We start from the raw sequence: 20,072 nt of genomic DNA on the forward strand, positions 1-20,072 counted from the left end.
GCGGAGATGGATGAACCGCACGCGGGGAGGCTTACCCGTGGCCCAAGATTGGTACGCGGAGTCGCTGAGTGATCACGCCTTGGGTTCGAGGCGCAGCGACACCGAGTTGATGCAGTAACGATCGTCGGTGGGCGTGGGGTAGCCCTCGCCGTGGAAGACGTGCCCCAGGTGCGAGTCGCACCTCTCGCACCGCACCTCGGTGCGCACCATGCCGAGGCTGCGGTCCTCGATCAGCTTCACCGCGTCCGACTCGGAGGGGGCGTAGAAGCTCGGCCACCCGCAGTGCGACTCGAACTTCGTGTCGGAGCGGAACAACTCGGCACCGCAGGCGCGGCACGAGTAGACGCCCTCGACCTTGGTGTCGACGTACTCCCCCGTGAACGGGCGCTCGGTCCCGGCCTCCCTGAGGACGTGGTACTCCTCCGGGGAGAGCTGCGACCGCCATTCGGCCTCGCTCTTGACGACCTTTTCCATACCCCCAGAGTACGAGACGGCCGAAGTGCGAGATCCGGCAAAAAGAGATCTCCGCAGGGTGAAGCATCCATTCTGGGGAGAATTCGCGTCTTTGTCGGTAAGGGGGTGTCATCGCCTCCTGCGAAGGGGTGAGATCGTCCGCGGACCCGATGAGCGGCACAGCCCACGCCCGTGCTGGCGCCGCTGAAGGGGTCGGAACGGCCGGCCGGGTGGCGCGCCAGCGCCCGGAACGGCGGCGGACGATCTGCAGGCCCGCCCTGTCGAGCCCTCGGTCCCGCCACCGAGAAGTGCTCCGGGGCGGGCCCACCCTGCCCGCGACCGGCCTCCCACCCCGTTTCTGTCGGAGAAGGGCTGTAGGTTCCTGGGCATGGCATCGCCGTTCATCGAGCTAGAGGTGGGGGAGCGCACCGTCAAGGTGACCAACCCCGACAAGGTCTACTTCCCGCAGCTCGGCGCCACGAAGCGCGAGCTGGTGGACTATTACGTCAGCGTCGGCGAGGGCGCGCTGCGGGCGCTGCGCGACCGCCCGACCAACATCAAGCGCCACCCCGACGGCGTGCAGACCGAGGCCATCTACCAGAAACGCATGCCGCCCAAGCACCCCGACTGGCTCCAGTCGGTCACCGTCACCTTCCCGAGCGGCCGCACGGCGCAGTCCCTGCGCGTCACCGAGGTGGCCGCCCTGGCCTACTGCGCCAATCTCGGCACCATCGACTTCCACCCCTGGCAGGTGCGGGCCTCCGACGTCGAGCACCCCGACGAGCTGCGCATCGATCTCGACCCGCAGCCCGGGCTCGACTTCGACGCCGCGCGCCGGGCCGCCTTCCTGACCAGGGAGGTCCTCGGCGAGCTGGGCATGACCGGCTTCGTGAAGACCTCGGGCAACCGCGGCGCGCACATCGCCGTCCGCATCGAGCCGAGATGGGACTTCATCCAGGTCCGTCACGCCGGCATCGCCCTGGCCAGGGCGGTCGAGGAGCGCGATCCGGGCCTGGTCACCACCGCCTGGTGGAAGGAGGAGCGCGGGCAGCGCGTCTTCATCGACTTCAACCAGAACGCCCGCGACCGCACCGTCGTCAGCGCCTACTCCGTGCGTGCCCAGCCGCACGCGCCCGTCTCCACCCCGCTGACCTGGGACGAGCTGGCCGACGCCGACCCGCGCGACTTCGACATCCGCACCGTGCCCGCCCGCTTCGCCGAGCTGGGCGACGTGCACGCGACCATCGACGACCACGCCTACTCGATCGAGCCGCTGCTGGAGCTGTACGCCAAGGACGATCGCGGCGACATGCCCTATCCGCCCAACTATCCGAAGATGCCGGGCGAGCCGATGCGCGTGCAGCCCAGCCGCGCCCGACACCAGGAAGACTGACGCCACCAGGCGGATGGTGGCGGTCAGTGGCGGGCGATCTGGTGCGGGGCGAGCTCCCGCGTTTCGCCCCGATCCAGATAGACCACCCGGTCGCCCAGGCCCGCCTGCTCCACGTGGTGCCGGAAGTCGTCCAGCGGCGAGGTGAAGACGGTGTAGTCGTCGTAGTGGATCGGCACGACCGTACGCGGATCGAGCTGGTCCACCCACGAGGCGCCCTGGCTGCCGTCCATGGTCACGAGCACGGTCCCGAGCAGCTTGGTCCCGCCCAGGTGGACGAGTGCCACGTCGATCTCCGGGAAGCGGCGCGGGATCGCGTCGAGCCGGCGGTCGAGCAGCGTGTCGCCGCTGATGTGCAGGCGCAGTTCCACCCGTCCCTCGCGGTCACAGAACTCCAGCATCGTCCCGATGACCGGCGGCAGCAGCCGCTCCAGCGGCCCCGGCGCGTGCCTTGCGGGCAGCGCGGTGATCATGACGCTGCCCTGTGCGTTCCGCAGCTCGTGCTGCTGCCACTGCCGCAGGCCGACGCTCTGGCCGAAGCCCCGGCGGCGGAGCTTGCCGGCCGCGGAGAGGGTGGTCACGATGGGCGTGTCGCGGTCCAGGCCCCTGCGGGTGACCCGGTCCCAGTGGTCGCCGTGCATGTGCGAGAGCACGACCGCGTCCAGGGTCGGCAGGTCCTCGATCTCCAGGGCGGGGTCCGTACGGCGGCGCGAGACCAGGCCGTGGCCCAGGTAGGCAAGCTGTCCACGGTGCAGGAAGTTGGGATCCGTCAGCAACGTGAAGCCGTTGTAGCGGATCAGTGTCGTCGCGTTCCCGATGAACTGGATGCTCCCCTTCACGGCGGCGCCTCACTCCGGGTACGGCGGCTGCTGACCAGGGGGCACGCCGCCGCCCTTGCCGCCGCCTTTGCGGCCCTTGTCGGTGCCGTGGGGCCGCGCCGAGCGCTTCTCGCCGCTCCTCGTCTCGGGGATCTCCTTCGCGGACTTGGACTCGGTAGCCGATTTGCCCGATCTGCGCAGTTCAGGCTGCTGTGGGTTGCTCATGGTGTTTCGTCCTTGTTTGTACGGCTTGTCCGAGGTCCCCTGCCACCTCGGTGGAGAGCCAAACACCGCGAACAGAACGTATCGGCCTGTTTCACTTCGGTCACATAACTTGACGCTCGGTCTAATAGTTCGCAAGGCTCTCTAGGGCATCGGGGGCGACAGCCGACCCTTCGGGAGCCTTCCATGGCAAGAGCGCGACGTCTCGCGGCTGCGGGAGCGGTGACGGCCTTCGTGGTGGCGGGAGTGAGCCTGGCGGCCGGTTACGGCGCCGCCTCCGCCTCCGCCTCCGCCGTCACCCGCACCGATCCCCAGGTGCCGGGAACGGGATCCGCCTGCGTCCTACCACCGCCGCTCCGCTGCGACGCACCCGCCGACAACTCGTGGACGGGCCGCGACACCGGGCCGCCCGCCTCCCGGCCGAGCGGCGGGGACGACTCGTGGTCGGGCTCCGGCGACTCCTGGTCGCCGGTCCCCGACGACACCCGGTCCGACGCTCCGGCCCCCGGCGACACCTGGTCCAGCGTCCCGACCCCGGGCGACACCTGGTCCGGGGGCCCCGCCCCGCAGGACTCCTGGTCCTCGGCGCCCACCCCGCAGGCGTCGGACGCGCCCTGGCGGCCGGCCCGCGAACGCGAGCACCGGGTCCCTCGCGGCCACCCCGAGACCGGCGGCGGCGGGCTCGTCCAGGACGGGCCGGTGTGGGCGCTCGCGGTCGGCGGCTTCGCCCTGATCACGGGCGCGGGCCTGACCGGCGTCGCGGTACGCCGCCGCCGGGATGCCGACTGACCCGGCGCCCCCCGCGCGAACGGCCGGCAGGGGCGGGCAGTGGGGAATCTGGGGGCTGGCGGCCGTGGTCACGCTGGCGGGGCTGGCGCTGATCGCGTACGGGCTGCGCGGCATGACAGGGGACGGCGGCGAGCCGGTCGGCGGCGCCCCGGCCCGATCGGAGTCCCCGACGGCGGCGCGGCAGGCGCCGCCCGGAGCCGCGCCCGTCACCGGCCCCCTGCCCGTGGGCGTGGTCGCCCGGCCGATGCGGGCCGCCCGCCCCACCGCCGTCTACATCCCGTCCGTCGGCGTGGCGGCCCCGCTGATGGAGCTGGGCCTGGACGCCCGTGGCGCGATCCAGAACCCGCCGCTCGACCATCCGAACCTGGCCGGCTGGTACCGCTACGCCCCCGTCCCCGGCCAGCGCGGCGCCGCCGTCATCACCGGCCACCTCGACACGAGGAGCGGCCCCGCCGTCTTCGCCCGACTCAAGGACGTCAGGCGCGGCGACCAGGTGCAGGTGCTGCGCGCCGACCGCTCGGTGGCCGTCTTCGTCGTCGACCGGGTCGAGCACGCGCCGAAGTCCGGCTTCCCCGCACGGAAGGTCTACGGCAAGCTCTCCTACCCGGGCCTGCGGCTGGTGACCTGCGGCGGGACGTTCGACCGGCGGGCGCACAGCTACCGGGACAACACGATCGTGTACGCCCACCTCGCGGCCCCGTACTATCCCGGGGCCGGGAGCTGACCGGTCACGGGTCGCGGGGCAGCCCGAGCGCCCGCTCGGCGATGATGTTGAGCTGCACCTCGGTGGTCCCGCCCCCGATCGTGAACGCCCGGGTCGTCAGGATCATGCGGCTCCAGTAGGGGTCGTCCGGGGCGAGCGACCAGCAGAACTCGGAGATCGCCTGCGAGTGCCGCATGCCGAGCAGCTTCCGTACGCTCGCGGCGGCCCCCGCGTCGCCCCCGGACAGCTTCGACAGCGTCACCCGCAGCCCGAGGGCCGAGATGGCCTGCCCCTCCGCCCACAGCCGGCCCGCCTGCTCGCGCCGCGCCTGCCCCAGCGCGGGCAGCCGGGCGATGAGGCCGGCCATGTCGGTGTGCTGCGACCCGGGGCCCCAGGAGTCGCCGAGCGCGACCCGTTCGTGGGAGAGGGTGTCCCTGGCGACCCGCCAGCCCTGGTCCACCTCGCCGACGACCAGGTCGTCCGGGACGAACACGTCGTCGAGGAACACCTCGTTGAAGATCTCGTCGCCGTTGATCTCCTTGAGCGGCCGGACGGTGACGCCGGGGGAGGACATGTCCACCAGGAAGTACGTGATGCCGTCGTGCTTCGGCCGGTCGGGCGAGGTGCGGGCCAGGCAGATGCCCCAGTGGGCGTACTGGGCGAGCGAGGTCCAGATCTTCTGCCCGGTCAGCGACCAGCCGCCCTCCACGCGGACGGCCTTCGTCGTCAGGCCCGCCAGGTCCGAGCCCGCGCCGGGCTCGCTGAAGAGCTGGCACCACACGATCTCGCGGGCGAAGGTCTTCGGCAGGAAACGTTCCCGCTGCTCAGGGGTGCCGTACGCGACGATGGACGGCGCCGCCCAGGCGCCGATGCCGAGGTTTGGCCGCTTGAGGTCGCGGAACTCCTGGTGGATGATCACCTGCTCCAGCGGCGACGCGCCCCGGCCCCACGGTCTCGGCAGGTACGGCGTGATCCATCCCTCCCGGGCGAACCTCGCCTTCCTGGCCTCCGGCTCCTCGGCGCGCAGCGACTCCGCCTCGGCCCGGACGGCGTCCCTGACGGCGGCGGCCTCCTCGGGCAGGTCCGGCTCCATCGCCCGCCGTACGCCGGCCACCGCCAGCCCGGTCACCTCCTCCGCCCACGGGCCGGGGTCGCCGGCGAGCATGCGGTCGGACAGCGCTCGGCGGTAGTAGCGGTGGGCGTCGTGCTCGAAGGTGTAGCCGATGCCGCCGAGCACCTGGATGGCGTCGGCGGCGCACCGTACGCCGGCGTCCGGCCCCAGCACGCCCGCGACGGCCACGGCCAGGCGGGTCTCGTCGTCGAGCGCAGGCCCGTCCAGGGCGCGGGCGGCGTCCCAGACGGCGGCGCGGGCCTGCTCCAGGGCCACGAGGGCGGCGGCCACCCGGTGCTTGACGGCCTGGAACTGGCCGATCGGGCGGCCGAACTGCTGGCGTACCTTGGCGTACTCGGCGGCCGTCGCGACCGCCCAGGCGGCGACCCCGCAGGCGTCCGCGCCCAGCAGGACGGCGGCGATCTCCCGTACGGGGGCGTCGCGCAGCACCGCCTCCGCCGCCGGGGGCCGCTCCAGGGTCACGGTGCAGAGGGTCCGGTCGAGGTCGACGCCGCCGGCGGGCGTGGCGGTGACGGCGTCCCGGCCCAGCAGGGCCCAGGACCCGTCACCGGCCGGCACGAGGAAGTGGTCGGCATCGGCCGCCCCGAGCGCGAGCACCGAAAGGCCCCCGCCGGCCGTCGGGCCGAGGGCGCCGCCGGCGGCCCCGCCGGCCGGGTGGCGGGCCTCGCCGACGGTCTCACCCGCCGGGCGGAGGGCGACGGCGGCGGTTCTCGACCCGTCCGCCAGGGCGGCCACGACGTCGTCGTGCCCGCCGCTCCGCGCGAGGACGGCCGACGCCACGACGCTCGCCAGGTACGGCCCGCCGGCCCGCCGCTCGGCCAGCGCCTCCAGGGCGACGCACAGCTCCAGCAGCCCGTACCCCTGCCCGCCGCAGCGCTCCGGCAGGTGCAGACCCAGCAGCCCCTGCGCGGCCAGCGCCGGATGATCGGCGCCTCGCCCGGCGAGCCCGCGCACGGACGCGGCCAGCGCCCGGTGTTCCTCACTCAATCCGATACTCATGGCACCGAACCTAGAACGTTGTTCGGTGTACCTCCAGCCCAGGAAAAAAATGGTTGGCCCCTCGCCACCCGTCCCGGCTACTCTGCGAACCATCAGCATCGGATCGAGGGAAGACCCGGGCAGGCGACCCGCCGCCCCTGGAGGGAGTGCGTTTATGACCGTCACGCTGCGGCGTGCGCCTCGACGTGCCGCCGGCCCCTCCTGCCGCTGATCCGCGTTTCCCGCACCGACCGGCCGGAGGACGACAGCCCACGGCACCGGCGTGCCCGCGCGTCCGTACGCGCGACGGCCCGCCAGGCGCACCCTTGCCGCATTCGTCGACGCTCATCGTTCTTCTTCCGGCAAGGAGCAACCCGCGTTGTCCAGCAACGGCAAACCACGATCCACCCTCTCCACCGACACGTTCGCCTGCGTGCGCTGCGGCCTCACCGTGACCGCCGCCGCGCCCGACGGCGCCCGCCGCAACCACTGCCCGAGCTGCCTGCACTCGCTGCACGTGCTCGACCGCGTGGAGGGCGGCCCGTCCGAGTGCCGCGCGCGCATGATCCCGATCTCGATCGCGGTCCTGCGCACCGGCGACTGGATGCTCATCCACCGCTGCACCCGCTGCGGCGAGCTCACGTCCAACCCCATCTGCGGGGACGACAACCAGCTCATCCTCATGCGCATGGCGGTACGCCCGCTCGCGCAGCCGCCGTTCCCGCTTGAGGCGTTCGGTGATCTGTGACATGCCCAGGAGGAACCCCGGCCGTGACGAACGGCCGCAACGGCGCAAGATCGCGGTCCGGCACGGCGAGCGCGGCGACGCGTTCCGCTGTGTCGGCTGCCGGCTGGACGTGCCCATGTCCGCGCCCGGCACCGCGCACCGCAACCACTGCCCGCACTGCCTGACCAGCCTGCACGTCGATCGCCGGGTGCCCGGGGACCGCCGGGCGGGCTGCCGGGGCCGGATGGCGGCGTTCAGCGTCACCGTCCGGCCGGACGGCGAGTGGCTGATCATCCATCACTGCCAGTCGTGCGACGAGCTCAGCGCGAACCGCATCGCCGGCGACGACAACGCGCTGGCGCTGCTCCGCATCGCCATGCGCCCGCTGTCCGCGGGCGGCCGGCTCCCGGCCACGGCGCTGCTCGCGATCTGAGACAGCACTTCACAACACAGCGAAGCCCCCGGCGAACGGGAGGGCCACCACAACCACGCCCGTCGATGCCGGGGGCTTCGCTGCTTTTCTATCGTGTCCACCGCCCGCCGCGGGGCTCAATCGCCGAATTCGAGGTGCAGCGCCCGCGTGAAGTCGGCCACCGCCTCCTCGTGGCGGTCCAGCTCCTGAAGGATCTCGCCCCGCACCCGGTAGGCCCAGACGTACTCGTCGTCCAGTTCGAGTGCCCGGTCCAGGTCGTGCAGGGCCGCCTCGTTGTCGCCCAGCTCGCTCAGCACCGCGCCCCTGCTGCCCAGCGCCCGGTCGTTGTGCGGGTCCAGCTCCAGGGCGCGGTTGAGGTCCTCCAGGGCCTCCTCGTAGCGGTCGATCATGCGCAGCGCCTCGCCGCGCCGGCTCAGGGCGCGTACGTGGCCGGGGTCGATGGCGAGGGCCTTGGCGTAGTCGTCGATGGCCTCGGGGTAGAGGTTGAGCCGCTGGTAGAGGTCGCCGCGGGCCACCCACGGGTACGGCTGCTCGCCGTTGACCCTGATGATCTTGGCGTGCTCGTCCAGGGCCTCGTCGAGGCGGTCGAGGTCCACCAGGGCGTCCGCCTTCGCCTCCAGGATCCACAGCGAGTCGGGCGTCAGGGTGAGGGCGTGCTCGAAGTCGGCCATGGCCTCCTCCAGGCGGCCCATCGCCGCGTACGTCTGCCCCCGTGAGCCCAGCGCGTACGCGCTGTCGGGCTCCAGCTTCAGCGACTCGTCGAAGTCCGTCAGCGCGGCGTCGTACCGCTCGATCATCCGGTGGCTCTCGCCGCGCAGCCGCCAGGCGCGGGCGTTGTCGGGCACCAGGGCGATCGACTCGGTGAGGTCCGCGATCGCGGCCTCGTACCGCGACAGGGCGATGTATGACTCGGCGCGGCTGCGCAGCACCGACGCCCGCGACTGAGCCGCCGCCTCGGGCATTCCGGGCTCGGCCCGGTCCTTGATCCCCTCGCTCATGACGCGGAACTCTATCCACTAGATCTGGATAATGGCCGCCTTTTCCCGGGTGAACTCCAGGACCGAATCGTGGCCGTACCCGCTGTCCTTCACGCCGCCGAACGGCAGGCCGGGCGGCATCTGCCGATAGGTGTTCACCCAGACCGTCCCACTCCGCAGATCCCGGACGAACCGGTGCGCCCGCCCCAGGTCGCGCGTCCAGACGCCGGCCGCCAGCCCGTACGGCGAATCGTCGGCGATCTCCAGCGCCTCCTCGTCGCTGTCGAACGGCAGCGCCACCGCCACCGGCCCGAAGATCTCCTCCTGGCACACCCGCAGCGCGTTGTCCTCGGTCGCGAAGAGCGTCGGCTCCACCCAGTAGCCGCCCGGCAGCTCCGGCACCACCTCCGCGCCGCTCCGCCCGCCGAACACCAGCCGGGCGCCCTCCTTCGCGGCCAGCTCCAGGTACGAGGTCACCCGCTCGAACTGCCCGGCCGACACGATCGGCCCCATCGTGGTCCGCAGGTCCTGGGGGTCGCCCAGCACCAGTCCCGCGCAGGTGTCCCTGATCCGGCCGAGCATCTCGTCCCAGATCGAGCGGTGGATGAGGATGCGGGAGCCGGCGACGCACACCTGCCCGGCGTTGCCGGTGTAGATCGAGTTGACGGTGACGCCCTGGGTGGCGGCGTCGAGGTCGGCGTCGGGGAAGACGATGTTGGGCGACTTGCCGCCCAGCTCGAACGTCATCGGCTTCAGCGCGTCCGCCGACGCCCGGGTGATCGCCCGGCCGGTCTCCGTGGAGCCGGTGAGGCTGATCTTGGCGACGTCGCGGTGGCGTACGAGGGCGTCGCCCACCTCCTCGCCGAGCCCGCCGACGATGTTGAGCACGCCGGGCGGGAACACCTCGGCCAGCAGCTCGCCCAGCCGCAGCACCGACGCGCTCGCCTGCTCGGCGGGCTTGACGACCACGGTGTTGCCGGCCGCCAGCGCGTACGCGGCCTTGGCGGAGAAGGTCGAGATGGGGGAGTTCCACGGGATGATGCAGACCACGACCCCGTACGGCTCGCGCCGGGTCAGCCCGAGCGTGTCCGGCCCCAGGATGACGGTGTCGCCGGTGACCGCGTCCAGGCACTGCCCCGCCGCGAGCTGCCACAGGAACGCCATCCCCGGCAGGTCCCTCTTCAGGGTGTCGCGCAGGATGCGGCCGTTGTCGCGGGTCTCCAGCCTGGCCAGCTCCTCCGCGTGCCGGCCGAAGATCTCCGACACCTTGCGCAGGTGGTGGGCGCGGGCCAGGGCGGGCAGCGCCGCCCAGGCGGGGAAGGCGGCGGCGGCCGCGGCCACCGCCGCCTCGGCCTCCGCCGGGCCGCCGGCCGGGACGCGCGCCCACGCCTCGCCGGTGCTCGGGTCGACCGACTCCATCGTGCGGGACGCGGCGACCAGCTCGCCGCCGATGAGATGACGATAGTCAGGCACGCGACCAAGCATATGCTTGCTTGACAGAAGGAGCCAGGCGAACCCATCCGGGCGTGGGGGCGTTCTAGGATCGAGGTATGCAACTGGCCCCTGGAGTGCACGTCGCCGTCACCGACCGGCACGGGGGCGTCAGCGCCCCGCCCTACGGCTCGCGCAACCTCGGCGGCATGGTCGGCGACGACCCGGCCGCCGTGCGCGCCAACCGCGCGGGTGTCGCGGCCGAGCTGGGCGTGCGGGCCGTGGTCTACATGCGCCAGGTCCACAGCGCCGACGTGGCGTACGTGAGCGAGCCCTTCGGCGACGACCCGCCGCCGCTCGACGGCGTGTTCACCACCGAGCCCCGGCTGGCGCTGGCCTCGCTCGGTGCCGACTGCCCGGCGGTGCTGGTGGCCGACCCGGTCGCGCGCATGGTGGGCGCCGCGCACTCCGGCCGCCCCGGCACCGAGGCGGGCATCGCGACGGCGCTGGTGACGGCGATGGCGGCGAAGGGCGCCGAGCCGGGCCGGATGGTCGCGCTGATCGGCCCCGGCGCGTGCGGCCGCTGCTACGAGGTGCCCGCCGAGCTGCGCGAGCGCGTCGCCGCGAAGGTGCCGGAGACGTGGTCCACGACGTCGTGGCAGACCCCGGCGCTCGACCTGCGGGCCGGCATCGAGGCCCAGCTCAGGGCGGCGGGGCTGGCGGAGATCCGGCACGACGCGCGCTGCACGATCGAGTCGCGGGAGCTCTACTCCCACCGCCGCGAGCAGCCGGGCGGCCGGTTCGCGGGCCTCGTCTGGCTCGACTGACGCCCGCGGCCGGCGGCGCTCAGTCCTTGCCTCGGCCGTTGTTGAAGACCACGTTCACGATGATGATGCCGACCCAGACGGGTATGAGGAGGAATCTCTGCCCCTCGCCCACGAGCGCCAGCGTCAGCGTGGCGACCGTGCCCAGGGACAGGGAGACGATGGCCAGGGCGAGCCGCTGCCCGTCGTTCGACCGGCGCTGGGCCGACGCCTTCGGGGCGGCCTGGGCCAGGCGCTCGTCCACCCGCCGGTCGACCTCCTTGCCCATCTTGTCGAGGAACGACTCGACGATGGCGTCCTCGAAATCGGGCCCTAAGTCGCGGCGAGCCGAGACAGCGGCCTTCAACTCATCCCCAGTGCTCATGCTTAGAGACTATTGGGGCATTCCGCTCAGCGGGCAAGGATGTCGTCGAGGTTGTAGCTGACCGGACGCTCCAGCTGCTCGTACGTGCACGACTCCGGCGTGCGGTCCGGCCGCCACCGCCGGAAGTGCGCCGTGTGCCGGAACCGGTCGCCCTCCATCTGGTCGTAGGCGACCTCCATCACCCGCTCCGGCCGCAGCGGGATGAACGACAGGTCCTTCTTGGCGTTCCACCGCGACACCGCGCCCGGCACGCGCTGCCCGCCCCGCGACGGCCCGGCGGCCGGCTGCCCGATGTTGGCCTGCGCCGCCTCGGCCCAGTGCCCCCACGGGTGCTCGCCGAGGTCGGCGATGAGCGGCCGCAGTTCCTCCACCAGCTCGGCCCGGCGCGCCATCGGGAACGACGCCGCCACCCCGACGTGGTGCAGTTTCCCGTCGTCGCCGTAGAGGCCGAGCAGCAGCGAGCCGACGATCGGCCCCGACTTGTGCTCGCGGTAGCCGCACACCACGACGTCGGCCGTGCGCTCGTGCTTGACCTTGAACATCGTGCGCTTGTCCGGGACGTACGGCTGGTCGCCGGGCTTGACGATGATGCCGTCGAGCCCCGCCCCCTCGAACGTCTCGAACCACTCGTCCGCCTGCCGGTCGTCGGTCGTCACCGGCGTCAGCCGGATCGAGCCGCCCTCCTTGGTGAACAGCTCGGTCAGCCGGGCCCGGCGCTCGGCGAACGGCGCCTCCATCAGCGACTCCTCGCCCACGGCCAGCAGGTCGAAGGCGATGAACTGGGCGGGCGTCTCCTCCGACAGCAGCTTCACCCGCGACTTGGCCGGATGGATGCGCTGCTGCAGCGCGTCGAAGTCGAGCTGCGAGCCCCTGGGCAGCACGATCTCGCCGTCGATCACCACCTTGTCGGGCAGCTCGGCCTTCGCCGCCTCGACGATCTCCGGGAAGTAGCGGGTGAACGGCCGCTCCTTGCGGCTGCCGAGGTAGACCTCGTCGCCGTCGCGGAAGATGATGCAGCGGAAGCCGTCCCACTTGGGCTCGTAGAAGAGGTTGCCGTCCTGCCTGGGCATGGCCTTGACCGGTTTGGCCAGCATGGGCGGCACCGGCGGGCGTACGACCAGGTTGGGCACCGGCTCCGGCTCGGGCTCCTCGGCCGGCGCCGCGTTGACTGTCGGGTCCGTGGTCATGCGTGATCTTCCTTCCCCGTGACGTATCTGCAGAAGAGGGCCCCGTCCTCCTCCAGCACCTGGACGAGGTCCAGGCCGACCAGCGCGGCCTCGCCGTTCTGGATGCGCGCCGCGTCGCCGCCGACCAGCAGCGGGCTGATCGTCAGGCACAGCTCGTCGACCAGGCCGGCGGCCGAGAGCTGGGCGTTGATGAGCGGACCGCCCTCGCACAGGATGCGGCCGAGGCCGCGCTCGTGCAGCCGCGCCACGCCCTCGCGCAGGTCGACGCTCTCGTCGCCGGCCACGATGACGTCGCAGCCCTCGGCCAGCTCGGCGCGCCGCTCGCGGGGCGCGGCCTCGCAGGTGATGACGAGGGTGCGGCTGGGCGCGCCGGTGAACAGCGGGTGGCGGGGGTCGAGGTCGAGGGTGCGGGAGACGACCGCGATCGGGGGCACGTCGGGGCGGCCCGCGCGGATGTCCGCCCAGGAGGCGCGCGGCTCGATCGGGCGGTAGCCCTCGGTGCGCACGGTCGCCGCGCCCGCCATGACGACGTCGGCGAGGCCGCGCAGGACCTGGAAGACGCGCTTGTCGCCACGGGTGGACAGGCCGCCGGAGCGGCCCTTGAGCCAGGCGGCGCCGTCGGCGCTGGAGACCATGTTGAGCCGCAGCCATGGCCGGCCCTCGGGGTAGGCGTACGCCTGGGCGATGTCTGGATTGTCGTGAATGTCGGGAAGGATGCGCCGCACGTCTCTACCTTGGCACACGCCACCGACAACCGGTCCGGGGGCGTCCGCCGGTCTCCCTCATATCGCACTTTTGTGTATCCGCAGACATAACGCCAACGGTCTGCTTAACGTGACGAGTAACGTCAAGTAACGTCAAGTGACGTCAAGGCAGGCATGGGACGGACAGGGGGAGGGCCCATGGGGCTGGTCACCGCCGGAACGTGGACGATCGCCGCGCTCGCCGGGGCGTACCTGCTGCGCCGCTGGCTGGCGGGCGGCGGAGGCCGCCGGGCCAAGGTCACCCGCTTCCCGCTGGCGCTGGTCCTCTCCCACCCCGCGCTCGCGGTGTCGGCGCTGGCGTGCTGGGCCGCCGCGCTGGCCACCGGCAGCCGGGCCCTCGCCTGGCTCGCCACGGCCGGGCTGGCGGCGGCGGCGCTGCTGGGGTTCGTGATGTTCACCAGGTGGCTCGGCAGCGGGAGGCACGGGGACGCCGTGTCCGGGCTGCCCGTGCTGGCGGTGGCGCTGCACGGCCTCGCCGGGGTGACCGTGTTCGCGCTGGTGTTCCTCACGGCCAGCGCCGCCCGCGTCTTCTGACGGCCCCCGCCTACTGGGCCTCGCGGGGACGGCGGAGCACCTGGAGCGAGCGCGAGGTGACCGTCACCACGCCTCCCGCCGGCTGCCGCGGATCGGCGACGAGGTCCTCGATCGAGTCGTGGGCGGTGTCGAGCACCGGCAGCCAGCCGCTGCCGTACTCCGGACCCGGCAGCGTGAACGGCATGTTCTCGTGGTGGGCGTTGATCAGCAGCAGGAACGAGTCGTCCACGATGCGCTCGCCCCGCGGCCCCGGCTCGGTGATCGCCTCGCCGTTGAGATAGACCATGAGCGACTTGGCGTAGCCGATGTGCCAGTCGCCGGCCGTCATCTCCGAGCCGCCCGGCGTGAGCCACACCAGGTCGCGGTCGCCGTTGTCGGGATGGCGGCCGTGGAAGAAGCGGCGGCGCTGGAAGACCGGGTGCTCGCGGCGCAGCTTCGCCAGCGCGCGGACGAACTCCAGCAGGTCGGACTCGGTGCGCACCCTCGACCAGTCGACCCAGGCCAGCTCGTTGTCCTGGCAGTAGGCGTTGTTGTTGCCGTGCTGGGTGCGGCCGATCTCGTCGCCGTGGGAGAGCATCGGCACGCCCTGCGACAGGAACAGCGTGGCCAGGAAGTTGCGGCGCTGGCGGCGGCGCAGCGCCACGATGTCCGGGTCCTCGACCGGCCCCTCCGCGCCGCAGTTCCAGGAGCGGTTGTCGTTGGTGCCGTCGCGGTTGTCCTCGCCGTTGGCCTCGTTGTGCTTGTGGTTGTACGAGACCAGATCGCTCAGCGTGAACCCGTCGTGGCAGGTCACGAAGTTGATGGAGGCGACCGGGCGGCGGCCGGAGGACTCGTAGAGGTCGGCCGAGCCGGTCAGGCGGGAGGCGAACTCGGGCAGCGCCGAGTGCGTGCCCCGCCAGAAATCGCGCACGATATCGCGATATTTGCCGTTCCACTCCGTCCACAGCGGCGGGAAGTTGCCCACCTGGTAGCCGCCCGGCCCCACGTCCCACGGCTCGGCGATCAGCTTGACCTGCGAGATTACCGGATCCTGCTGGATGAGGTCGAAGAACGCGCTCAGCCGGTCGACGTCGTGCAGCTCACGGGCCAGCGCCGAGGCCAGGTCGAAGCGGAACCCGTCGACGTGCATCTCCAGCACCCAGTAGCGCAGCGAGTCCATGATGAGCTGCAGGGCGTGCGGAGAGCGTACGTTGAGCGAATTGCCGCACCCGGTGTAGTCGAGGTAGTAGCGCCGGTCGCCGTCGTGCAGGCGGTAGTAGGCGGCGTTGTCGATGCCGCGGAAGCCGAGCGTCGGGCCCATGTGGTCGCCCTCGGCGGTGTGGTTGTAGACCACGTCGAGAATGACCTCGATGCCCGCCTCGTGCAGCGCCCGCACCATGGCCTTGAACTCCAGGACCTGCTGCCCGCGGGTGCCGCTGCTGGAGTAGCGGCCGTGCGGGGCGAGGTAGGCGATGGTGTTGTAGCCCCAGTAGTTGGTGAGCCCGCGGGCGACCAGGAAGTGCTCGGGTACGTAGTGGTGCACCGGCATCAGCTCGACCGCCGTGACCCCCAGCGACAGCAGATGGTCGATGATCGCCGGATGGCCCATCCCGGCGTAGGTGCCGCGCAGCTCGGGCGGCACGTCGGGATGGCGCATCGTCAGCCCGCGCACGTGCGCCTCGTAGATCACCGTCTGGTGGTAGGGGATGCCCGGCGACCGGTCGTTGCCCCACTCGAAGAACGGGTTGATCACCACGTTCTTCGGCATGTAGGGGGCGCTGTCCTCGGTGTTGCGCCGCCCGGGATCGGTGAAGTAATAGGGGAACAGCGCCTGGTTCCAGGTCAGCTCGCCGTCGATCGCCTTGGCGTAGGGATCGAGCAGCAGCTTGCTCGGGTTGCACCGGTGCCCGTGCTGCGGGGCGTAGGGGCCGTGGACGCGGTAGCCGTACCGCTGGCCCGGCTGGATGCCCGGCAGGTAGCCATGCCAGACGAACCCGTCGACCTCAGGTAGCTCCACCCGATCCTCGGAGCCGTCATCGTGAAAGAGGCAAAGCTCGACCCGCTCGGCGACCTCTGAGAACACCGCAAAGCTCGTGCCAACGCCGTCCCAGGTAGCGCCGAGTGGATAGGGCTGCCCCGGCCAGACCTCGCGCATGTGGCCCAATTGTCGCATGGGAAGCCGGTTTTGGTCTCTCAATGTGCGGATGCCCTCACCTGCACGGCGCCGGAAGGATACCGGCGCCGTGGATGACGTTTCAGAGCAGCTCGGCCTTGAGCGTGATCGTGGTGCCGGCCAGCGCCTTGCTCACCGGGCAGTTGGCCTTGGCCGTCTCGGCGGCCTGCTGGAACTGCTCGGCCGTGATGCCCGGCACCTGCCCCTGCACGCTCAGCACGATGCCCGTGATGCCCTCGCCGGGCTGGAAGGTGACGTCCGCGCTGGTCCGCAGCGACTCCGGCGGCGTGCCCGCGCCGGCCAGGCCGTGCGAGAGCGCCATCGAGAAGCAGGACGAGTGCGCCGCCGCGATCAGCTCCTCGGGGGAGGTCTTGCCGTTGGCCGCCTCCGCCCTCGACGGCCACGAGACCTCGAACGTGCCCACGCCCGAGGTGTCGAGCGAGACGGTGCCCGACCCGTCGAGCAGGGCGCCCTTCCACTGCGTGGTCGCGGTGCGGGTGGTGGCCATATGAAATGCTCCCTCCGGTACGGACTTCCGACCCTACCCTGTCAGGAACCCTGCCCCTGGGAGCGGCGAATCCGGCGAGGCACTCATCCGTCTCTACTTTTGCGGCGAATAATGACATGCTCGGGTCGCGGCGCACCTGCCGCCTGGGTCCGGATACAACGGGAGCGTGGTGCCAGTGGAGGCACCGTACGACGACCGCCTGTTGCACCAGCGGGTGGTCGGCGGCGACGAGTCCGCGCTGGGCGAGGTCTACGATCGGCTCTCCCCGCTGATCTTCGGCCTGGCCCTGCGGGTCACCAGGGACCGGGTGATCGCCGAGGACATCACGCAGGAGGTGTTCCTCGTCTTCTGGGAGCGGCCGCTCGCCTACGACCCCGACCGCGGCACGCTGCGCGCCTGGCTGGCGACCATCGCCCACCGGAGGGCGGTGGACCACGTGCGCGCCGAGGAGCGGCGGCGGGTCTCGGCGCTCGGCCCCCGGCTCTTCGAACGCGAGCCGGCCCGGCTGGAGGACGGCGTGCTCGCCGCCGACGAGGCCGACCGCGTACGCCAGGCGGTGACCGAACTGCCCGACGGATTACGCCAGGCGGTCGAGCTGGCCTATTACGGTGGCAGGACGTACCGGCAGGTCGGCGAGGAACTGGGCGTGCCCGAGGGCACGGCCAAATCGCGCATCCGGCTGGCACTCAGGCGGCTGGCGGACGCGCTGGCGGAGGAAGAGGTGTGATGGACCCCGTCGAGCGTCTCTACCTGGACGCGCTGATGGAGGAGCCGGCGGTGCCGGCCCACTCACTGCGGCCCCAGCTCCTGGCCGGGGCCCGGGCGCGGCGCAGGCCCGCGGCCGCCACGGCCTCGTGGGCGGCGCCGTACGCGGGCCGGGTGGCCGCCATGGACGCCCTGCTCGCCACGGCCGGGGACGACGACTGGGCGCGCGTCGTCGTCGAAGGATGGACGCTCCAGGAGCTCGTCGCGCACCTGGCCGCGAAGGACGGGCTGCTGGCCGCCTCCGTGGGCGCCCCCGTCCTCGGCCCGCCGCTGCGGGCGCTCGACTCGACGGGGCGCACCGGCGACGTCCAGGCGTACGAGCGGGCGCGCAGCCCCGAGCAGACGCGGCGCGACTGGCGGGCGCAGGCCGACGCCCTCTGCCGGCACCTCGCCGGGCTGCCGGAGACCGACCGCGCCACCCTGGACGGGCTGGAGGTGCCGGTGCGCGACCACGTGCTCGCGCGCGGCCTGGAGACCTGGATCCACACCGACGACGCGGCCCGCGCGGCCGGCGTCCGGCTGCCCGACCCGATCCCCGAGCACATCCGGCCGACCGCCGACCTGTGCGCCCGGCTGCTGCCCTGGACGATGCTCTTCGCCGGGCTGGACGGCTCGGGCCGTACGCTGCGGCTGACGCTGACCGGGGCCGGCGGGGGCGAGTGGCTGCTGCCCCTAGGCGTCGAGGAGACCACGCCGGGCGAGCCCGACGCGCACCTGACGGCGGACGTCCGCGCCTTCTGCTTCCTCCTCGGCGGCCGCGGCGATCCCGCCACGTTCCCCGCGACGGTCACCGGCGACCGCGCCCTCGCCGCCGACGTCCTCCGCACCGCCCCCACGCTCTCCGGCCCCTGACCGAGAGGGTGAGCCGCCGCCTCGCTGGGTACATCTGCACCCCGCGCACGTTCGGGCTCGGGCGCATGACGAGAGGGGGCTCATCGTGGCGAGCGACGTGACAGGGCTGACGGACCTTCTGTACGAGTTCGGTCTGCTCAAGCGCTACAAGCGCACGGGATGGCTGGTCGCCGGGGTACGCGACCCGGAGAGCGTGGCCGACCACTCCTTCCGCACGGCGGTCATCGCGGCCGTGATCGCTCAACTGGAGGGCGGCGACCCGCAGCGGGCGGCGTTCATGGCGCTGTTCCACGACTCGCAGGAGACGCGCGTCACCGACATCCCCTACCTCGGCAAGCGCTATCTCAAGGCGGCCTCCAACGAGGAGGTCACCGCCGACCAGACGCGTGACGTCGCCGGGCCGGTGGCCGACATGGTGCGCGACGCGGTCGCCGAGTACGAGGAGAAGACCAGCATCGAGGCCGTCTGCGCGCGCGACGCCGACAAGCTGGAATGCCTCCTCCAGGCCGTCGAGTACCGCGAGCAGGGCAACCACAACACGCAAGGGTGGATCGACAGCTCGCTGGCCGCGATCACGACCACCACCGGCAAGCGGCTGGCGGAGGAGGCGCTGAGCACGGGCACCCTCGACTGGGTGGTGCGCGTGCTCAACGGCGGCGGTGTCCCCTGACCGTCCCCTGACCGTCTCCGGCGGAGCCGGTCAGGCCAGGGGCTGGGTGACGAGGTCGCGCGCGTACTCGTCGTCGCTCTCGGCGAGCACCCGCGCGGTCCCCTGGGCGGCGCGGTCGTCGCCGCGCACGGCGAGCCCGCGCGTGGCCTCGGCCACCGTACGCAGGTCGGCGTCGCCCAGCCGGGCCGCCAGCGCCTCGCGGATGCGCGGCGTGTCGGCGTCGAGCCCGGCCAGCCCGGCCGTCGCCCAGTCGCGCACCTCGGCCTCGTCGTCCTCGCTCATCTCGATCAGCAGCGCCAGCCCCTCCTCGTGGTCGGGCGGCAGCACGTCGGCCAGCGCGATCGGGTCGGTCATCGTGCGCTTGTGCTCCGGGCGCCCGATGATGTCGAGCACCGCCGGCAGCGCCCGCGGATCGCCCTGGTGGCCGAGCGCGGCCAGCACCGAGCGCAGCACCTGCTCGTTGCTCTCCGTGGTGACCATCTTGAGCAGCAGCGGCAGCGTACGCTCCAGGTAGGGCTTCTCGCCGTCGGCGAAGCCGAACTGCGCGATCGCGTCCACCCCGAACTCGCGCTCCCTCGCGTCCTCGCTCACGCACAGCCGGGCCAGCGCCTCGTAGGTGTCGTCGTCGGCCCGCTTGGCCAGCGTGTCGGCCACGACCCACCAGGTCTCGGCGTCCTCGTCGACGTCGCGGTGCGCCAGCGCCCGCGCGACCAGCCGCTCGACCGGCGTCTCGACCTCCGTGGCCTCCTCCAGCAGGGTCGCGATCGCGGCGTGGCCGCGCTGCGCCTGGACCTGCTCGCTGCGCTCGCCGTCGGGGGAGCGGCCGGCCACGGTGACGAGCTCGGTGCCGTCCTTGGCGTACTGGCGGGCCACGACGTACTCCCAGCCGTCCTGCTCGATCTGGTCGAGCAGCGCGCTCTCCAGGTGCACGCCCACCCAGTCGGCGGCGATCTCCAGCGGCGTGTCGCCGTCGCCGTCGTACTTGCCGGCGTCCGCGCCCGCCTCCAGCAGCACCTGCGTCACGCCGAGCGCGCCGCGCCTGGCGGCCAGGGTGAGCGGGGTGTCGCCGTCGTCGTTGGTGGCGTCGACGTCGGCCCCCGCCTCCACCAGCAGCCGGGCGACGCCGGCCTGGCCGTTGGCGGCCGCCCAGAGCAGCGCGGTCCAGCCGCCGGCCTCCCGCCCGTTCACCTCGGCCCCGGCGGCGAGCAGCGTCTCGGCGACCTCTTCGCGGTCCCATGCGGCGGCCGCGCAGAGCGGCAGGCCCTCTTCCTCGCCCTCGCTGGGCCTGTTGGGGTCGGCGCCGGCGGCGAGCAGCTTGGCCACCGTGTCGGTCTCGCCGTTCAACGCCGCGCGGTAGAGCTGTTCCTCATGCATGACACGGACCCTAGCTTGGCGAGGC

Annotated in this window: 22 protein-coding genes; 10 read left to right on the plus strand and 12 right to left on the minus strand. The window is 72.4% G+C overall.

The features are described from left to right. Nucleotides 1–72: 72 nt before the first annotated feature. On the minus strand, nt 73–474 hold the full coding sequence (gene msrB / locus SMD20_RS01160) for a peptide-methionine (R)-S-oxide reductase MsrB (protein ID WP_020542927.1): 402 nt from the start codon (nt 472–474) through the stop codon (nt 73–75). Between the two features lie 367 nt (nt 475–841). On the opposite strand from msrB, the gene ligD reads away from it, so the two are divergent. Then, the gene (ligD, locus tag SMD20_RS01165; protein WP_329573933.1) at nt 842–1,846 is read left to right on the plus strand and encodes a non-homologous end-joining DNA ligase; all 1,005 of its coding nucleotides are present in this window, start codon (nt 842–844) and stop codon (nt 1,844–1,846) included. A gap of 23 nt (nt 1,847–1,869) precedes the next feature. Here ligD and SMD20_RS01170 read toward each other — a convergent pair whose 3' ends face one another. Together SMD20_RS01170 and SMD20_RS01175 are read right to left on the minus strand one after the other, a co-directional pair. Further along, the gene (locus SMD20_RS01170; RefSeq protein WP_329573935.1) at nt 1,870–2,682 is read right to left on the minus strand and encodes an MBL fold metallo-hydrolase; all 813 of its coding nucleotides are present in this window, start codon (nt 2,680–2,682) and stop codon (nt 1,870–1,872) included. A 9-nt stretch (nt 2,683–2,691) separates the two neighbouring features. Beyond that, the gene (locus SMD20_RS01175; protein ID WP_329573936.1) at nt 2,692–2,886 is read right to left on the minus strand and encodes a hypothetical protein; all 195 of its coding nucleotides are present in this window, start codon (nt 2,884–2,886) and stop codon (nt 2,692–2,694) included. 183 nt (nt 2,887–3,069) lie between these two features. On the opposite strand from SMD20_RS01175, the gene SMD20_RS01180 reads away from it, so the two are divergent. Together SMD20_RS01180 and SMD20_RS01185 are read left to right on the plus strand one after the other, a co-directional pair. Beyond that, on the plus strand, nt 3,070–3,672 hold the full coding sequence (locus SMD20_RS01180; RefSeq protein WP_329573937.1) for a hypothetical protein: 603 nt from the start codon (nt 3,070–3,072) through the stop codon (nt 3,670–3,672). Next, a complete protein-coding gene (locus tag SMD20_RS01185; RefSeq protein ID WP_329573939.1) occupies nt 3,662–4,396 on the plus strand; it encodes a class F sortase in 735 nt (244 codons plus the stop codon). Before SMD20_RS01180 ends, SMD20_RS01185 begins: the two co-directional genes overlap by 11 nt. Before the next feature lie 4 nt (nt 4,397–4,400). Here SMD20_RS01185 and SMD20_RS01190 read toward each other — a convergent pair whose 3' ends face one another. After that, nucleotides 4,401–6,506 carry an acyl-CoA dehydrogenase gene (locus tag SMD20_RS01190; RefSeq protein WP_329573941.1) on the minus strand — a complete coding sequence of 702 codons (2,106 nt, stop codon included), beginning with the start codon at nt 6,504–6,506 and terminating at the stop codon, nt 4,401–4,403. Nucleotides 6,507–6,864: 358 nt separating this feature from the next. Here SMD20_RS01190 and SMD20_RS01195 point away from each other — a divergent pair, with 358 nt between their 5' ends. Beyond that, entirely contained in the window at nt 6,865–7,233 is a 369-nt protein-coding gene (locus SMD20_RS01195) for an RNHCP domain-containing protein (protein WP_329573943.1), read from the plus strand. Between the two features lies 1 nt (nt 7,234). Further along, complete coding sequence (locus tag SMD20_RS01200; RefSeq protein ID WP_329573944.1) at nt 7,235–7,645, plus strand: RNHCP domain-containing protein; 411 nt, start codon at nt 7,235–7,237, stop codon at nt 7,643–7,645. 116 nt (nt 7,646–7,761) lie between these two features. Here SMD20_RS01200 and SMD20_RS01205 read toward each other — a convergent pair whose 3' ends face one another. Together SMD20_RS01205 and SMD20_RS01210 are read right to left on the minus strand one after the other, a co-directional pair. Next, the gene (locus SMD20_RS01205) at nt 7,762–8,643 is read right to left on the minus strand and encodes a tetratricopeptide repeat protein (RefSeq protein WP_329573946.1); all 882 of its coding nucleotides are present in this window, start codon (nt 8,641–8,643) and stop codon (nt 7,762–7,764) included. 18 nt (nt 8,644–8,661) lie between these two features. After that, entirely contained in the window at nt 8,662–10,095 is a 1,434-nt protein-coding gene (locus SMD20_RS01210; protein WP_329573948.1) for an aldehyde dehydrogenase family protein, read from the minus strand. 77 nt (nt 10,096–10,172) lie between these two features. Between SMD20_RS01210 and pgeF the strand changes: the two genes are divergently transcribed. Next, nucleotides 10,173–10,880, plus strand: a complete 708-nt coding sequence (gene pgeF, locus SMD20_RS01215; RefSeq protein WP_329573950.1) for a peptidoglycan editing factor PgeF — start codon at nt 10,173–10,175, stop codon at nt 10,878–10,880. Nucleotides 10,881–10,899: 19 nt separating this feature from the next. On the opposite strand, the gene SMD20_RS01220 is transcribed toward pgeF, so the two are convergent. From SMD20_RS01220 to SMD20_RS01230, 3 genes are read right to left on the minus strand one after another with little or no spacing between them, the layout of a single operon-like run. Beyond that, nucleotides 10,900–11,241 (minus strand): hypothetical protein, encoded by a 342-nt coding sequence (locus tag SMD20_RS01220; protein ID WP_329573952.1) that lies wholly within the window; start codon nt 11,239–11,241, stop codon nt 10,900–10,902. Nucleotides 11,242–11,267: 26 nt separating this feature from the next. Continuing rightward, the gene (locus tag SMD20_RS01225) at nt 11,268–12,428 is read right to left on the minus strand and encodes an ATP-dependent DNA ligase (RefSeq protein WP_329573953.1); all 1,161 of its coding nucleotides are present in this window, start codon (nt 12,426–12,428) and stop codon (nt 11,268–11,270) included. Continuing rightward, the gene (locus SMD20_RS01230) at nt 12,425–13,153 is read right to left on the minus strand and encodes a pyrimidine reductase family protein (RefSeq protein ID WP_329573955.1); all 729 of its coding nucleotides are present in this window, start codon (nt 13,151–13,153) and stop codon (nt 12,425–12,427) included. Before SMD20_RS01230 ends, SMD20_RS01225 begins: the two co-directional genes overlap by 4 nt. Before the next feature lie 177 nt (nt 13,154–13,330). Here SMD20_RS01230 and SMD20_RS01235 point away from each other — a divergent pair, with 177 nt between their 5' ends. After that, complete coding sequence (locus tag SMD20_RS01235) at nt 13,331–13,726, plus strand: hypothetical protein (RefSeq protein WP_329573956.1); 396 nt, start codon at nt 13,331–13,333, stop codon at nt 13,724–13,726. Nucleotides 13,727–13,736: 10 nt separating this feature from the next. Here SMD20_RS01235 and glgX read toward each other — a convergent pair whose 3' ends face one another. Next, complete coding sequence (gene glgX, locus SMD20_RS01240; protein WP_329573958.1) at nt 13,737–15,860, minus strand: glycogen debranching protein GlgX; 2,124 nt, start codon at nt 15,858–15,860, stop codon at nt 13,737–13,739. 100 nt (nt 15,861–15,960) lie between these two features. Next, a complete protein-coding gene (locus SMD20_RS01245; protein WP_329573962.1) occupies nt 15,961–16,386 on the minus strand; it encodes an OsmC family protein in 426 nt (141 codons plus the stop codon). 175 nt (nt 16,387–16,561) lie between these two features. Here SMD20_RS01245 and SMD20_RS01250 point away from each other — a divergent pair, with 175 nt between their 5' ends. The 3 genes from SMD20_RS01250 to SMD20_RS01260 all read left to right on the plus strand — a co-directional run bounded on the left by SMD20_RS01250 (nt 16,562) and on the right by SMD20_RS01260 (nt 18,673). Continuing rightward, on the plus strand, nt 16,562–17,113 hold the full coding sequence (locus SMD20_RS01250) for a sigma-70 family RNA polymerase sigma factor (protein WP_329573964.1): 552 nt from the start codon (nt 16,562–16,564) through the stop codon (nt 17,111–17,113). Continuing rightward, nucleotides 17,113–18,003 carry a maleylpyruvate isomerase family mycothiol-dependent enzyme gene (locus SMD20_RS01255; protein WP_329573965.1) on the plus strand — a complete coding sequence of 297 codons (891 nt, stop codon included), beginning with the start codon at nt 17,113–17,115 and terminating at the stop codon, nt 18,001–18,003. Before SMD20_RS01250 ends, SMD20_RS01255 begins: the two co-directional genes overlap by 1 nt. A gap of 85 nt (nt 18,004–18,088) precedes the next feature. Beyond that, nucleotides 18,089–18,673, plus strand: a complete 585-nt coding sequence (locus tag SMD20_RS01260) for an HD domain-containing protein (protein ID WP_329573967.1) — start codon at nt 18,089–18,091, stop codon at nt 18,671–18,673. A 30-nt stretch (nt 18,674–18,703) separates the two neighbouring features. On the opposite strand, the gene SMD20_RS01265 is transcribed toward SMD20_RS01260, so the two are convergent. Beyond that, nucleotides 18,704–20,047 (minus strand): ankyrin repeat domain-containing protein, encoded by a 1,344-nt coding sequence (locus SMD20_RS01265; protein WP_329573969.1) that lies wholly within the window; start codon nt 20,045–20,047, stop codon nt 18,704–18,706. Between the last annotated feature and the right edge of the window lie 25 nt (nt 20,048–20,072).

The sequence above is a fragment of the Nonomuraea sp. LP-02 genome (genome assembly GCF_036289125.1).
In the GTDB taxonomy this organism is placed as follows: Bacteria; Actinomycetota; Actinomycetes; order Streptosporangiales; family Streptosporangiaceae; genus Nonomuraea; species Nonomuraea bangladeshensis.